The sequence below is a fragment of the Bryocella elongata genome (assembly GCF_900108185.1).
GTDB classification, from domain to species: domain Bacteria; phylum Acidobacteriota; class Terriglobia; order Terriglobales; family Acidobacteriaceae; genus Granulicella; species Granulicella elongata.
In genome coordinates this window covers 1,125,664-1,140,264 of record NZ_FNVA01000001.1, presented here as the reverse complement: position 1 = coordinate 1,140,264, position 14,601 = coordinate 1,125,664, and the positions used below count along the sequence as shown (strand labels likewise).

Below are 14,601 nucleotides of genomic sequence, written 5' to 3'. Positions count from 1 at the left end.
TGGACCCCACACCCCCACGGTGTGGGGTCTTTTTATACCAATAGGGAAATGTTTGCGCTCCCATTCGCGAACTTGCACTGTCGCAAGGTGGATAATGGGTGCGACCTTTCGTGCGTCTTTCGCCATGTGCCGAAACGTCTCTGAGGTGAAATGGCCCCTAAGTCCAAGTCCAAACGGCTGTACCTGATACCCGTCCTGACCAAAGCTCTCGACATCCTCGAGCTGCTCCAGAACGAGAACCAGCCGATGGTGCTCGAGGCAATTCATAAGCGGACGAAGATCTCGAAGACGACCGTCTATCGCATCCTCAAGACGCTGGTGCATCGCGGCTACGTGAGCCAGACCGGCGATCGCCAGTACCGGCACGTCGCTCGCCCCCGCAAGCTGCGCTTCGGCTTCGGTGGCCAGAGCGCGGAGATGCCGTTTTCGCAGGCTGTCACCGCGAGCCTCCGCGAGGCCGCAGCGGCGGTGGGCATCGACCTGATCGTCCTGGACAACAAGTACGATGCAGACACCGCCATCGCCAACGCCGAGCGCTTCATCAGCGAGCGCGTGGACCTGGTCATCGACTTCCAGGTGGAGCAGCGCGCCGCGCCGATCATCGCCGACAAGATCGCCGAAGCCAAGATTCCGCTCATAGCGGTAGACATTCCGCATCCCCACGCGACCTACTTCGGTGTCGACAACTATCGTGCCGGCCTTGAGACCGGGCGCGTGCTGGCGGAGTTCGCGATTAACCATTGGACGAGCACCGTTGACTGGATGTTGGGGCTGGATCTCAACGAGGCTGGGCCGCTCGTCCAGAGCCGCATCACCGGAGCGATGGAGGGCGTGAAGGCGCTACTGCCTGAGGTGCCCATCGAGAGCTTCGTGCGCGTTGATGGTCGAGGCCTTCGCGAGACCAGCTACAAGATCGTGCTCGAGTTCCTGAAGCGGCATCCGAAGGACAAACACATCCTCATCGCCGCGGCCAACGATACCTCCGCGCTGGGCGCCATCGCCGCCGCCCGGGAGCTTGGCCGCGAGAAGAGTGTGGCGATCGTCGGCTCGGACTGCGTGGACGAGATGCTGCGCGAGATCGAACAGCCGGGAAGCCCCGCGCTGGCCTCCATCTCGCATGAAGTGCACCTCTACGGCCCGCGACTCATCGAACTTGGGCTCGCTATTCTTCGCGGTGAAACCGTGCCGCCGTACAACTACGTGCAGCATCGCGCCATTACCGCAGATGTTCTGCGCCGCTCGCCCGAGGTCTCCGGCCTGTTTACCGGCTTCCCGGCGGATGCGGAAGAGCCGGCGGCCGCCAGGCCCTCCCGCAAGCGTTCCGCAGCGCGAAATGAAGCGTCGACCACAAGCAAGTCGGCCTCCGGGCCAGGGCCACTCGCGGACGATAGAATGTCCCTATAGAAATGATTGCCCTATTGGTGTGAGGAGGACTATGCTGGTTCGCGGTGCCATCACGCACGCGGAGCAGCGAGCTTCGTGCGCCGACTTTGAACCGACTACCGGAGACAGAACCAGATCATCATGGCTGATACACCGAAACTGCGATTCCTCGAAGACCGCTGGGACGATGCGGTCGCATCCAAGCTCGACGCGCCGGAGCTGCTGCGCTACCGCTCCAACCTCCTCGGCTCGGACCTGCGCCTGACCAACTTTGGCGGCGGCAACACCAGCTCCAAGCTCGACCAGGTGGACCCGCTCGACGGCCAGTCGAAGAAGGTTCTCTGGGTCAAGGGCTCGGGGGGCGACCTCGGCTCCATCAAGCGTGCCGGCTTTGCCACGCTGTACCTGGACAAGGTGCTCGCCCTCGAAAACACCTACCGCGGCGTCGAGTTCGAAGATGAGATCGTGGGCATGTACCCGCTCTGCACCTTCGGCCTCAACCCCGTAGCTGCCTCCATCGACACACCGCTGCACGCGTTCCTTCCCGCGGCCCACGTCGACCATCTCCACCCCGACTGGGGTATCGCGCTCGCGGCCTCGGCCAACGGCAAGCTGAAGATGGAAGAGTTCAACAAGGAGTTCGGCCACAAGATCGTCTGGCTGCCCTGGCAGCGCCCGGGCTTTGAGCTCGCCATGATGCTGAAGAAGGCCGTGGAATCGAACCCCGGCTGCGATGGCATCGTGCTCGGTGGCCATGGCCTGTTCACCTGGGGCGACACGCAGCGTGAGTCCTACCTGAACACCATCACCATCATCGACCAGATCGGCCAGTTCCTCGCGCGCCACGCCGAGAAGAAGGGCCCCAGCTTCGGCGGTGCGAAGTACGCGACCCACGCCGAGCGCGCAGCGATCGCGACCAAGCTGATGCCCATCATCCGCGGCGGCGTGTCGAAGAAGCTGCGCTCCATCGGCACCTTCACCGACTCGGCCGATGTGCTCGCATTTGTGAACTCGCACTCTGCGAAGCAGCTCGCGCATCTCGGCACGAGCTGCCCCGATCACTTCATCCGCACCAAGATCCGCCCGCTCTTCGTCGAGTGGGATCCCTCGTCCGAGGTCAAGGATCTCGAAGCCAAGTTCGCCGAGGCCCTCGAGACCTATCGCGCCGAGTACGCCGAGTACTACAAGGCCCATGCCCTGCCCGAGTCTCCGGCAATGCGCGATGCCAGCCCCACCGTGGTCCTCGTACCCGGCGTCGGCATGTTCAGCTTCGGCAAGAACAAGGCCGAGTCCCGCATCACCGGTGAGTTCTACACCAACGCCATCCACGTGATGGAAGGCGCCGGCTCGCTCGACGGCAATGACTGCCCGGCAATCCTGCCTCAGGCTGGTCCCGCAGCTCCGACCTCGGCGTTCGCAGTTCACCAGAACTACGTTGCGCTGCCTCCCTCCGAGGCCTTCCGCATCGAGTACTGGGCGCTCGAGGAAGCCAAGATCCGCCGCCAGCCGCCCGAGAAGGAGCTCTCGCGCCGCGTGGTGCTCGTCGTCGGCGGAGCCAGCGGCATCGGCAGGGAAGTCGTCCTGCTCGCTGCCGAGCGCGGAGCGCACATCGTCGTCGCCGACCTCTCGCAGGAAGCTGCGCAGAAGGTCGCCGACGAGGCCAAGGTCATCGGCGGCAAGGAATGCGCCGTCGCTACGGCCATCGACATCCGCAAGCGCGACATGATTAAGTCCGCTCTGGATGCTGCTGTCGCAGCCTTCGGTGGTGTCGATCTCCTCATCAACACCGCCGCCATCTTCCCGTCCTCGCCCGATGGCATCATCACCGATGCCCAGTGGGCGCTGACGCTGGAGATCAACGTCACGGCCAACTACCTGCTCACGGATGAAGCCATCAAGGTATTCAAGCCGCAGGCGCTGCCTTCGAGCGTGGTGCTGACCAGCTCGGCCAACGCAGTCGTCGCCAAGAAGGGCTCCGAGGCCTACGACGTCTCGAAGGCCGCGCTGAGCCACCTGGTGCGCGAACTCGCGGTCACCTACTCGCCCCTGTTGCGCGTCAACGGCATCATGCCGGCGACTGTCGTCAAGGGCTCGACGATGTTCCCGCGCGACCGCGTGAAGGCTTCGCTCTCGAAGTACGAGATTCCCTTCGAGGAAGCGGAGAGCGATGACGAGCTTCGCAACAAGCTCGCCACGTTCTACGCCCGCCGCACGCTCACGCATGTGCCCATCGACCCGAAGGACTGCGCCGAAGCGATCCTCTTCATCGGCGGCCCCAAGGCTCCGGTGACGACCGGCCACCTGATCCCGGTGGACGGCGGCCTGGTCGAAGCGTTCCTGCGCTAGACCGCGTTCAGCACGTCGATACACAAGATGAGGTACGGGCTTCGGCCCGTACCTCGTTCGTTGAAGTGGCCCGTAGCGTCTTGCTTGCCGCTTTTCTTGTTGTCATTCCCGCAGGGAATCTGCTTCTCTCTTTCCCGGAGCTTTCATGCTGAACCCCACCACCGATCTCCGCGCCCTCGTCGCCATCGACCTCGGCGCGGAGAGCTGCCGTGTCTCGCTCATGCGATGGACCGGCCTAGGCCCGCGGATCGAGCTCGTGCATCGCTTCCCGAACGGCGCCTCCGAAACCGCCGATGGTCTCCACTGGAATCTCGAACGGATCATGGTCGGTCTTGATCTCGGCCTGCGCAAGGCCGCGCAGATCGCCACCGAAGGCATTCGCTCCATCGCGATCGATGGCTGGGGCGTCGACTACGTTCGCCTCGGTGCGGATGGCAAGCCAGTCGCCGAGCCCTTCTGCTATCGCGATGAGCGCACCGTCGTGGCCGAGCACACCCTCAACGCCCGCCTCAGCCCGGAGCGCATGCGCGAGATCACCGGCATCGGCATCCTGCGCATCAATACGGCCTACCAGCTGTTCGCTGACTCCGCCGAGCTGCGCGCGCTGCCATGGCTCAACCTTCCCGAGTACATCCTCTACGCGCTGGGCGGCCGACCCGTCTCCGAACGCACCCTCGCCAGCCACACCCAGATGCTCTCCATGCCGACACCAACGTCTCACGGAGAATGGTCCGAAGAGATCGTGCGCGAGCTCGACGTGCCTGCAAGCGCGATGCCCGAGCTCGTCGACCCGGGAACGGACGTTGGCCAGCTCACCGGGCCCCTTGCCGAACTGCCCGCCTTCGCCAACACCCGCCTCATCGCGCCCTGCACGCACGACACGGCCTCCGCCATCGCAGCCATCCCCGACGCTGCGGACGACTGGGCCTACATCAGCTCGGGAACGTGGTCGCTGGTAGGCGCGCTCCTGCTCGAGCCGAACAACGCCGCACGCGCCCGCGAAGAGAACTTCACCAACCTCATCGGCGCCGACAACACCATCTGCTTCCACAAGAACGTCAATGGCATGTGGCTCCTGCGCCAGTGCATGGAGACCTGGGCTGCCGAGGGGGCAACCATCGAGATCGGGGCACTCGTTGAAGCTGCTGCCCAGGCTTCCGTGCCGGCTTATGTGCTCGATGTCGATGACCCCGATCTGCTGTTGAGTGGCCGTATGCCGCAGCGCATCAACGCGCAGCTGCATCGCCGCAATCTGCCGGAACTCAGCACGCATCCCGACGATGCGCCTGCGATGGCCGCCTTCCTCTTCCAATCGCTCGCGGCTCGCTACGGCGTGGTGCTTCGCTCGGTGCAGGAGATTACAGGCAAGACCTTCCGGAAGCTCTACATCATGGGTGGAGGCAGCCAGAACCAGTTGCTGAATCGCCTGACGGCCGAAGCCACCGGCCTCGAGGTGATTCGCGCCGGCACCGAGTGCTCCACGCTGGGGAACTTCGCCGTGCAGCTCTCGACGCTTGAGCCAAAGGCCGCAACTGAGACGCGGCCCTCGGCGCGATGGGCCGCAACGCTACGCGATATGGGAGCCATCAGCTAGCCAGCAAGCCATCAGTTGGTTCCATCGTTTAGGATGCTCACGCGCTTTCCGCGCTTATTGTTTGCACTACGAACGAGATCGAATCGACAGGAGAACGTCACCATGTCCCAGCTCACGCGCCGCCGCTTCGGCCAGAGCCTGATGTCCCTTCCCGCCGCACTTGCGGCTGCTCCCATGTTTTCCTCGCTCGATGCGCCTGCTGCCGCGCAGGAGGCGAAGCCTACCGGTCACATCGGAGGTACCAGCTTCGACGACTGGCCTCAGGGCTATGACCCGAAGGTCCTGGGTCCTGCCGTGGCCCGGCATTTCCTCGCAACTCCCCACATGAAGTTCCAGAACAAGCCCACCATCATCTATCCGGAGGTCTGCACCTGGTGGGGAGCGCTGGAGGTAGCAAAGCTCACCCAGGATGAGGACCTGTTGAAGACGCTGGTCGAACGCTTCGAGCCGCTCTTCTCGACAGAAGCGAGCTGGTTGCCGGAGGCTGGTAAGCACGTTGATCTCTCCATGTTCGGTTCGCTGCCGCTTGAGCTCTACATGCAAACGAAGGACAAGCGCTATCTCGAGCTTGGCCTGAAGTACGCCGACGCACAGTGGGCCAAGCCCGACGCGAAGGGTCTCACCGACGAGACGCGCTTCTGGATCGACGACATGTGGATGATCACCATCGTCCAGCTGCAGGCGTATCGCGCGACCGGAGAGAAGAAGTATCTCGACCGCGCCGCAGTGGAGATGTCGGCCTATCTCGACAAGCTCCAGCAGCCGAACGGCCTCTTCTTCCACTCGCCCGACGTGCACTTCTTCTGGGGACGCGGCAACGGCTGGTTCGCTGCGGGCATGGCGGAGATGATGCGCGAGCTTCCGAAGTCTCATTCTGAATACTCGCGGATTGAGAAGGGCTATCGCACCATGCTCGCCTCGCTGCTGCGCTACCAGGGCAAGGATGGCATGTGGCGTCAGCTCATCGATCACGAAGAGTCATGGCCCGAGAGCTCCTGCACAGGCATGTTCTCGTATGCGATGGTGACGGGCGTTCGCACCGGCCTGCTGGATCACGCGCAATACGCCGCGGCCGCCCGTCGCGCCTGGATCGGCATGGTCGGTTACGTTGACCAGAACCTCGACGTAACCAACACCTGCGAAGGCACCAACAAGTTCAACGACCTCGACTACTACCTGCTGCGCAAGCGCAAGACCGGCGACTTCCACGGCCAGGCTCCGCTGCTGTGGACCGCAGCGGCCGTGATTCGGTAGGGGTCTCACTCAAGCAAAGACAGAGGCCAGCTCATCGAGCTGGCCTTTGTCGTTACGATTCTCTGCGCGATTCACGCCAGAGAGAACCCGCTCTTCTGCAGCGGCAGCGTGCGAATGCGCTTGCCCGTTGCAGCAAAGATGGCGTTCGTCACCGCCGGCAACGCCGGAGGCAACGTGGGCTCGCCAAGGCCTGTGGGCGAATAGTCCGTCTTGCAGAAGTAGAGCTCGATCTTCGGTGCCTGCCGCAGGCGCAGCAGAGGATGCTGCGGATAATTCGTCTGCTGCACCTTGCCATCAACCAGCGTGACCTCCTGCTGCAGCATCGAGAGGCCCTCCATGATGCCGCCGTAACACTGATTCTCCGCAGCGCGGGGATTGATGATCTGGCTTCCGACATCGCCAGACGCCCAGATGGTGTGCACGGTCACGCGATTGCGCGCGTCCACGCTCACGTCCGCGACCTCTGCGAAGTAGCCGAGATGGCAGAAGTAGGCCGCAATGCCCATGCCGCGGCCTGGCTGCTTCGTTCGCTTGCGCCAGTCGGACTTCTCCGCAACCATCTCGAGCACGGCCTTCAGGCGCTCGGGAATTAGGATCGCTGCAGGGTTCCGGCTCGGGGGCACCTTGGGATTGTCGATGAGCGTGTTGCTCAACACCTCAAGCTGCACGTCGAGCGGATCGCGCCCTGCCGCCGTAGCCAGCTCATCGAGAAAGCTTTGCCCGACCCAGCAAAACGCGTTGGCTCCCGGCGCACGCAGCCATCCCGTGCGCAGACGCAGCGGGATCGGCGAGCGATACAGCCCATAGCTTGCGACACGGCCGGCAGGGAACTCATCCGCGCCCACCGCGGAGCCAGCTGCGAACCTCGCTCCATCGCCGAAGGTCACATGATGCTGCCGCCAGGCCACGACCTTGCCGTCGGCATCCAGCCCGGCCTTGAGGTTCATGTATCCCGCCGCACGATACGAGTCGTGCGTGAAGTCGTCCTCACGCGACCACGTCAGCTTGATCGGCCCGCCCAGCTTCTTCGCGAGGTACCCGGCCTCCAGCATGTAGTCGTTCATCAGTCGGCGGCCAAAACCTCCGCCGGCCCGGATCATATGCACGGTCAGATCGCCGTCCGCGATTCCCAGCGTCTTGCGCACCGCCGCAGCTCCAGGAGCGGGATTCTGGCTTTGCGTCCAGATCTCCATCTTTCCGTCCTTGAACTGCGCGGTCGTACCCATGGGCTCGAGCGTGCCGTGCGCCAGGAATGGGAAGGTATAGTCTGCCTCAACGACCTTGTGCGCAGACGTGAGCGCCGCGTCCACATCGCCGTCGACGCGCAACGTGTTGACCGGCGGCTTGGCCAGCGTCGCAGCAGCCTGCTTCGCGAAACCATCGCTGCTCTGGGTTGAGCCGGAGCCGAAGTCCCAGTCGATCTTGAGAGCCTTACGTGCCTGTTGCGCCTGCCACCACGTCGTCGCGATGATCGCGACACCGGGCTCCAGGCCCGACTCGTTCGGCAGCACTGCGTCTTGCGAAAGTGTCGGCTCGATGGAAAGCACGTGCTTCACGCCCGGCAGCTTCGCAATCTCAGCTTCGTTGAAGCTCCTCACCGTGCCGCCGAACACCGGGCACCGCTCGATGACCGCATGCAGCATCCCCGGCAGCTCTGTGTCGATGCCGAAGATCGGCTTTCCCGTGGCGATCGTGCGCGCGTCCACGTTGATGCGTGAGGTCCCGATGATGCGATAGTCCTTCGGGTCCTTCAGCGTCACCTTGTCCAACGCCGGTGGTGTCAGCTTGGCTGCGCGGTCGGCCAGTTCTCCGTAGCCTGAGGACCGGCCCGAAGCCTTGTGCAGGACCCGGCTGGGCTCCGTGCTGCACTCCGACGCAGGCACTCCCCACATCTCCGCAGCGGCAGTGACGAGTAACTCACGACCCGCCGCTCCGATCCGGCGCAGCGGCTGCCACGCATTCGGCGTAGACGTGCTTCCGCCCGAAGATTGTCCGCCGTAGAGGGCCTCGTTGTAGTCCGCCTGCTCGATCCTCACGTGCGCCCAGTCCGCGTCTAACTCCTCGGCGATCATCATCGGCAGCGACGTGCGCACGCCCTGACCAATCTCGGCGTTGCGGGCCTTCAGCGTGATCGTTCCGTCCGGCGAGATACGAATGAAGGAGTTCGGCACAAGGCTCAGCGCCCCGGGCCGTTGAGCGAACATCGCCCCCGGCTCGTAAAGGCCCAGCAGGAAGCCTCCGCCGGCTGCCGCTGACAGCTGGAGAAAGCTGCGGCGGGAGAGAGTGGCAGGCACGTTGAACTCGGCGGCGCTCACTTCGCACCTCCGATGCTGCCGGCAGCATGATGAATCGCCTCACGGATTCGTGTGTAGGTCCCGCAGCGGCACAGGTTCGTGCTCATCGCCGCATCGATCTGTGCGTCGGTGGGTTGCGGTGTCTTCGCCAGCAGCGCCGTAGCGGCGATGATCTGCCCTGCCTGGCAGTAGCCGCACTGCGCCACGTCGAGATCGACCCATGCCTGCTGTACCGGGCTCAGCAGATCGCTTGTGGCCAGGCCCTCGATGGTAGTGATGGCGCTATCGCCCACGTCGGCAAGTGTTGTCTGGCACGAGCGTACAGGGCGGCCATCCAGAAGCACCGTGCACGCTCCGCAGTAACCCACGCCGCAGCCGTACTTGGTGCCCTTAAGCAGCAGGACATCGCGAAGAGCCCAGAGCAGAGGCGTGTCGCCTGCTGCATCAACCGTCTTCTGTTGCTTGTTGATCTGAAGCTTGAAAGCCATACCCACCTACCTCGGATCGAAGGCTCAATCTGAAATGTCAGACCGGTTTTGCGCCGAGTATAGCAGCCGGATACAGCACCCGTCTGTGCGCCACGCACGACGCGCCAGACGAGGCTTTCAGGGGCGAAGTCTCTAGTGCCCGTAGGTGTCGGAGTAGCTGGAGACCTTCCCTCGGAAAAGCCAGTACACCGTGGTGAAGTAGATCCCCGCGAGCACGATGCCGATGCTCCACCACACCAGCCCTACCTTCAGTGAGTGCGGTCCGGCGAGTGCGTTGGCCATCGTGATGTCGGACTGGCTTCCCAGAGTCGACGGTAGCAGCACGGGGTAGAGCCCCGCCGCCGCGCCGCACAGCATCGCAATCAGCAGCGCGCAGGAAGTGAGAAACGCTCGCAGCTCGTCGCCCTTATGGATGAGGATCGGCAGGAGGACGAGGCAAATCGCCACCGTCACCGGAGCGAGGAACTCCGCGGGATGCTTCTCATAGTTGGCGAGAGAGTTGGGCCGCGCAATAACTGTCGCGGGGATCGAGACCAGGCAACCGATGACCACTGCCGGCCCCAGCCGCTTCGCCAGAGCATAGCAGCGATCGTGCAGGTCGCCTTCCGTCTTGAGGGCAAGATACAACGAGCCGTGCAGCGATAATGCCAGCAGCGCCAGCACACCGCCTAGGACCGTGTACCAGTCGAGGATGCCTGGGTTCGCCCCCGTGCGCCAGTTCGTCCACAGTGAGAGATAGAAGTAGCTGTCCGGCCCGATGGGCACACCGCGGATGACATTCGCCAGCGCTGCGCCAAAGAAGATGATCAACAGCCCACTGGAGAAGGTGAAGACCACGTCCCAGAACGAGTGCCACATCTCGTCGTGAACATGCCCGCGAAGCTCCACCGAAAGGCCACGCAGGATCAGCAGCCAGAGCACGATCATCAAGGGCATGTAGAACCCGCTGAAGGCCGAGGCATAGAGCAGAGGGAACGCAAAGAACAGCGTGCCGCCGGCAGCAAGCAGCCACACCTCATTGCCGTCCCACACGGGACCGATCGACTGGTAAGCCTGCTTTCGCTCTTCATCGGTGTGTGCGACCAGCAGCATCACCGCGCCCACGCCCAGGTCAAACCCATCCAGCACCACATACGCGGCCAGCATGACCGCAACGATCCAGAACCAGAGCATTCCCATCGTCTTCTCCTCAGGCTCCGGCGAGCGTGCCGGTGTGTTCGTGGTTCGGTGTCTCTTCCGGACCCTTCTGGATGGCGTTGTAGACCAGCACGATCCAGAGGATAGACAGGACGCTGTACATCCCGAGGAAGCCCAGCAGCGTGAACAGGCTTGTACCTGCCCCGACGTGCTTGGAGTAGCCCTCCGACGTACGCATCAGTCCGTACACCAGCCACGGCTGGCGACCGATCTCCGCAGTCATCCAACCGGCGATGTTGGCGATGTAAGGGAACGGGAAGCTCAGCAGCAGGCACCACAGCACCCATCGCGTGGTCTCGAGCTTGCCTCGCCACAGCAGGAACGCGGCCAGCGCCATGATCGCGACAAAGTACGTTCCCAGTCCCGCCATGATGTGGTACGCGTAAAACAACAGCGGCAGCGTCGTCGGCCATTGATCTCGCGGGAACTGGTCCAGGCCCTGCACCTCCGCAGAGGTCGTGCCGTAGATGAGGAAGCTCAGCACGTCGTTGACTGCCAATGGATTGTCAATCTTTTGGTTCTCGACGTCCGGCTGCCCCATCAACACCATGGGCGCGCCCTTCTCACTATGGAAGAGACCTTCCATCGCTGCAATCGCAACCGGCTGATGCTTGGCGACGTATTTGCCATGCAGATCGCCGGTGGGGAAGATCTGCAGCATGCACGAGACGATGCCTGCGATGACGCCCACCTTGAGAAAGATGCGCCCGTAGTCGCTGGATCTCTTCTGCAGCACGTAAAACGCGCCCACAGCCGACATCACAAACGATGCTGTTACCACCGCAGCGCATTGGTTGTGGATGTACTGCAGCCACGCCCAGGGATTCATCATCAGGCCCCAGAAGCTCGAAACCTCATAGGTGCCATTGGGGAGCAGATGGTAAGCCACCGGATGTTGCATCCACGCGTCCGTGACGATGATGAAGAAGCCCGAGATCCAGGAACCGAGGCAAACAAGGAACGCTGCGCCCCAATGCGCGAGCCGCGACAACCTCTTCTCGCCGAACAGGAACAACCCCAGGAACGAGCTCTCCAGGAAGAACGAGAACACACCTTCCATCGCCAGCGGCTGACCGATCACCCCGCCCGTGCGCCGCGAGAACTCCGACCAGTTCGTGCCGAACTGAAACTCCATCGGTATACCCGTCACGACGCCCAGCAGGAAGTTCACCGCGAAGATGCCGGCCCAGAAGCGCGCCGCCACGTCGTAGCGTTCGTCGTTGGTCCGCAACGCCATCGTCTTCAACACCACGATCAGCAACGCCAGGCCCATCGTGAGCTGTGGGAAGAGGTAGTGGTAGGTGATGGTGAAGGCGAAGTGGATACGGTGCAGCGTGAGAGCGTCCATTCGGTCCTCGTTCTGCCTGTGATCCTACTCGCAGAACAGCCCTTTGACCTCCTCCTAAAGGGTGAGCCGCGGTCCCGTTGTTCGGCTATCGTCATTCAAACGCCCTCGCCTCCGGCTCCGGTGCCTCGCCTCTTGAGCCGCAAACCCTCGCCCCTCCTGTCCTCTTTTCCTCTCCAAGGCTCGCTACGATGAAGAGGCATGGCTGAAGTAACTCCGTTGGATCCGCATCTCCTCGTCCACATCGCCCAGTCTCTCAACCTTCCGCTCCCAGGCATTCGTGCCGTGATGGGGTTGCTCGATGAGGGCTCGACTGTGCCGTTCATCGCACGCTACCGTAAGGAAGCCACCGGCAACCTCGACGAAGTCCAGATCCGCGACGCCGCGGACAAGATCGCCTACATCCGCGACCTGGTAGCGCGCCGCGAGACTGTCCTCAGTTCGATCGCCGAGCAAGGCAAGCTCACCGACGAACTCAAGGCAAAGATCCTCGCGACCTTCGACCGCAGCGAACTCGAAGACCTCTATCTTCCGTACAAGCCCAAGCGCCGCACCAAGGCCACCATCGCACGCGAGCGCGGTCTTGAGCCCCTGGCCGACTACCTCTGGAACCAGCAGCCGGCGGCACTCGATCTCATCGCCCTCGCGCAGTCGCTGGTCGACCCCGCGAAGGAAGTCCCCACCATCGAGGATGCGCTCGAAGGCGCACGCCACATCGTCGCCGAGCGCATCAGCGAAGACGCTGAAGTCCGCAAGGCCACGCGAGCCCTGCTCTTCGACGAAGGCGTCATCGTGAGCCGCAAAGCCATGGATGCCAAGGATGAGCAGGAAAAGTTCAAGATGTACTACGAGTACCGCGAGCCGGTGAAGGCCATCCCGTCGCATCGCATGCTCGCTATCCGTCGCGGCGAAGCGGAGAACGTCCTCTACTGGCTCATTGAGATGGAAGAGCCGCGCGTCATTGGCCTCATCCGTTCGCGCATCGCCACCGCCGATGGCGACTGGACCCCACATCTCTCGCTGGCGATGGAAGACTGCTGGAAGCGTCTGCTCAACTCTTCCATCCAGGGTGAGATTCGTCTCGAGCTCAAGCGCCGCTCCGATACAGCCGCCATCGACGTCTTCCGCGAGAATCTGCAGCACCTCCTCCTCGCCGCGCCCGCCGGCCCTATCAGCGTACTTGGCGTCGACCCCGGCCTCCGCACCGGTTGCAAGCTTGCAGTTGTTGACGAGACAGGCAAGTTCCTCGCCGACGATGTCATCTATCCGCACACCGGCCGTACGGATGAAGCCAACGCCAAGCTCGCTGCGCTGCTCGCGAAGCACAACGTCCGTGCCATCGCCATCGGCAACGGCACCGCGTCGCGTGAGACAGACACCTTCGTCCGCGAGTTCCTTCAGTCCAAGGGACTCGGCGAAATCTTCCGCGTCACCGTCTCGGAGGCCGGCGCCAGCGTCTACTCCGCCTCCGACGTCGCACGCCAGGAGTTCCCCAACCTCGACCTCACCGTGCGCGGCGCCATCTCCATCGCCCGTCGCCTGCAGGACCCGCTCTCGGAACTGGTCAAGGTCGATCCCAAGTCCATCGGCGTCGGCCAATACCAGCACGATGTCGATCAGCGCCAGCTGCAGGAGTCGCTCGAAGCCACCATCGAGAGCTGCGTGAACCGCGTCGGCGTCGACCTCAACACCGCCTCCTGGACCCTGCTGCGTTACGTCGCCGGTATCAGCGAACGCGCCGCCCAGAACATCGTCACCTTCCGCGATACCAATGGCCGCTTCCGTTCACGCCAGCAGCTGCTGGAGGTCTCCGGCATCGGCCCGAAGACCTTCGAGCAGTCCGCCGGCTTTCTTCGCGTGCGCGATGGTGAGCAGCCGCTTGACAACACCGCGGTGCATCCGGAGTCCTACGCTCTCGTCGAGCAGATCGCAAGCTCGCTCTCCACGCCGGTGCCCGATCTCATCAAGGATCCCAAACTGCTCGAGCGTGTCGATAAGAACGCCATCAGCGCGGGAAGCTTCACACTCGCCGACATCCTCGAAGAGCTGAAGAAGCCAGGCCGCGATCCACGCGACAAGTTCGTCGCACCCAGCTTCAGCGAGACGGTTCGCGAGCTCAGCGATGTCCAACCCGGCATGGTGCTGGAAGGCGTCGTGACCAACGTCACCAAGTTCGGCGCCTTCATCGACGTCGGCGTTCACCAGGATGGACTCGTGCACATCTCCGAGATCTCGAACAAGTTCATCAAGGAGCCGTCCGAGGTTCTCAAGGCCGGGCAGATCGTGAAGGTCAAGGTGCTGTCCGCCGACGCGAAGACCAAGCGCATCGCGCTTTCGATCAAGCAGCTGCAGGCACCCTCTGGCAAGCCGTCGCAGCCTTCTCCAGGTGGAAGGCCTTCTGGTGGAAGCTCCTCCCATCGTCCTTCGAAGCCTGCGCCTGCAGCTCCGCAGTCCATGGAAGAGAAGCTGGCAGCTCTCAACTCCCGTTGGAAGGTGCGATAGGAAATAGCGCACAAGTCAGCACAAAGAACCACCCTGAAAAGGGTGGTTCTTTTGTTGTTGGATAGGACAAAAGCAATGTTCCGGATAAGAACCGAAAGTAACGGGCGCTGGATAAAGCTCATAGACAAACGCTTATCTCTATCCATAGGATTCCGCGCAATCCGGTAGATCATGTTTGCGCAGACCTGACTGCCGGAG

General features: G+C 62.9%; 9 protein-coding genes. 5 read left to right on the top strand and 4 right to left on the bottom strand.

Annotated elements, in window-relative coordinates:
• The first annotated feature begins 150 nt into the window (after positions 1 to 150).
• From C4S68_RS04650 to C4S68_RS04635, 4 genes are all read left to right on the top strand, one after another.
• Positions 151 to 1,404, top strand: coding sequence for a substrate-binding domain-containing protein (locus tag C4S68_RS04650; protein WP_103931791.1), 1,254 nt, complete (start codon positions 151 to 153; stop codon positions 1,402 to 1,404).
• Positions 1,405 to 1,524: 120 nt separating this feature from the next.
• Positions 1,525 to 3,729, top strand: coding sequence for a bifunctional rhamnulose-1-phosphate aldolase/short-chain dehydrogenase (locus C4S68_RS04645; RefSeq protein WP_103931790.1), 2,205 nt, complete (start codon positions 1,525 to 1,527; stop codon positions 3,727 to 3,729).
• Positions 3,730 to 3,874: 145 nt separating this feature from the next.
• Entirely contained in the window at positions 3,875 to 5,323 is a 1,449-nt protein-coding gene (locus C4S68_RS04640) for a rhamnulokinase (RefSeq protein WP_103931789.1), read from the top strand.
• A gap of 102 nt (positions 5,324 to 5,425) precedes the next feature.
• On the top strand, positions 5,426 to 6,577 hold the full coding sequence (locus C4S68_RS04635; protein ID WP_200821466.1) for a glycoside hydrolase family 88/105 protein: 1,152 nt from the start codon (positions 5,426 to 5,428) through the stop codon (positions 6,575 to 6,577).
• Between the two features lie 71 nt (positions 6,578 to 6,648).
• On the opposite strand, the gene C4S68_RS04630 is transcribed toward C4S68_RS04635, so the two are convergent.
• From C4S68_RS04630 to C4S68_RS04615, 4 genes are all read right to left on the bottom strand, one after another.
• Entirely contained in the window at positions 6,649 to 8,892 is a 2,244-nt protein-coding gene (locus tag C4S68_RS04630) for a xanthine dehydrogenase family protein molybdopterin-binding subunit (RefSeq protein ID WP_103931788.1), read from the bottom strand.
• The gene (locus tag C4S68_RS04625) at positions 8,889 to 9,359 is read right to left on the bottom strand and encodes a (2Fe-2S)-binding protein (protein ID WP_103931787.1); all 471 of its coding nucleotides are present in this window, start codon (positions 9,357 to 9,359) and stop codon (positions 8,889 to 8,891) included. The genes C4S68_RS04630 and C4S68_RS04625 overlap by 4 nt, the downstream gene beginning before the upstream one ends.
• A 132-nt stretch (positions 9,360 to 9,491) precedes the next feature.
• Positions 9,492 to 10,538, bottom strand: a complete 1,047-nt coding sequence (gene cydB, locus C4S68_RS04620; protein WP_103931786.1) for a cytochrome d ubiquinol oxidase subunit II — start codon at positions 10,536 to 10,538, stop codon at positions 9,492 to 9,494.
• A 10-nt stretch (positions 10,539 to 10,548) separates the two neighbouring features.
• Positions 10,549 to 11,904 carry a cytochrome ubiquinol oxidase subunit I gene (locus C4S68_RS04615; RefSeq protein WP_103931785.1) on the bottom strand — a complete coding sequence of 452 codons (1,356 nt, stop codon included), beginning with the start codon at positions 11,902 to 11,904 and terminating at the stop codon, positions 10,549 to 10,551.
• Between the two features lie 198 nt (positions 11,905 to 12,102).
• On the opposite strand from C4S68_RS04615, the gene C4S68_RS04610 reads away from it, so the two are divergent.
• A complete protein-coding gene (locus C4S68_RS04610) occupies positions 12,103 to 14,403 on the top strand; it encodes a Tex family protein (protein WP_103931784.1) in 2,301 nt (766 codons plus the stop codon).
• The last annotated feature ends 198 nt before the right edge of the window (positions 14,404 to 14,601 follow it).

Excerpts from the sequence above, each read along its gene's own strand:
- C4S68_RS04640 (WP_103931789.1), top strand. The coding sequence starts at position 3,875 with ATGCTGAACCCCACCACCGATCTCCGCGCCCTCGTCGCCATCGACCTC.
- C4S68_RS04625 (WP_103931787.1), bottom strand. The coding sequence starts at position 9,359 with ATGGCTTTCAAGCTTCAGATCAACAAGCAACAGAAGACGGTTGATGCA.
- C4S68_RS04635 (WP_200821466.1), top strand. The coding sequence starts at position 5,426 with ATGTCCCAGCTCACGCGCCGCCGCTTCGGCCAGAGCCTGATGTCCCTT.
- C4S68_RS04610 (WP_103931784.1), top strand. The coding sequence starts at position 12,103 with ATGGCTGAAGTAACTCCGTTGGATCCGCATCTCCTCGTCCACATCGCC.
- C4S68_RS04650 (WP_103931791.1), top strand. The coding sequence starts at position 151 with ATGGCCCCTAAGTCCAAGTCCAAACGGCTGTACCTGATACCCGTCCTG.
- cydB (WP_103931786.1), bottom strand. The coding sequence starts at position 10,538 with ATGGGAATGCTCTGGTTCTGGATCGTTGCGGTCATGCTGGCCGCGTAT.
- C4S68_RS04615 (WP_103931785.1), bottom strand. The coding sequence starts at position 11,904 with ATGGACGCTCTCACGCTGCACCGTATCCACTTCGCCTTCACCATCACC.
- C4S68_RS04645 (WP_103931790.1), top strand. The coding sequence starts at position 1,525 with ATGGCTGATACACCGAAACTGCGATTCCTCGAAGACCGCTGGGACGAT.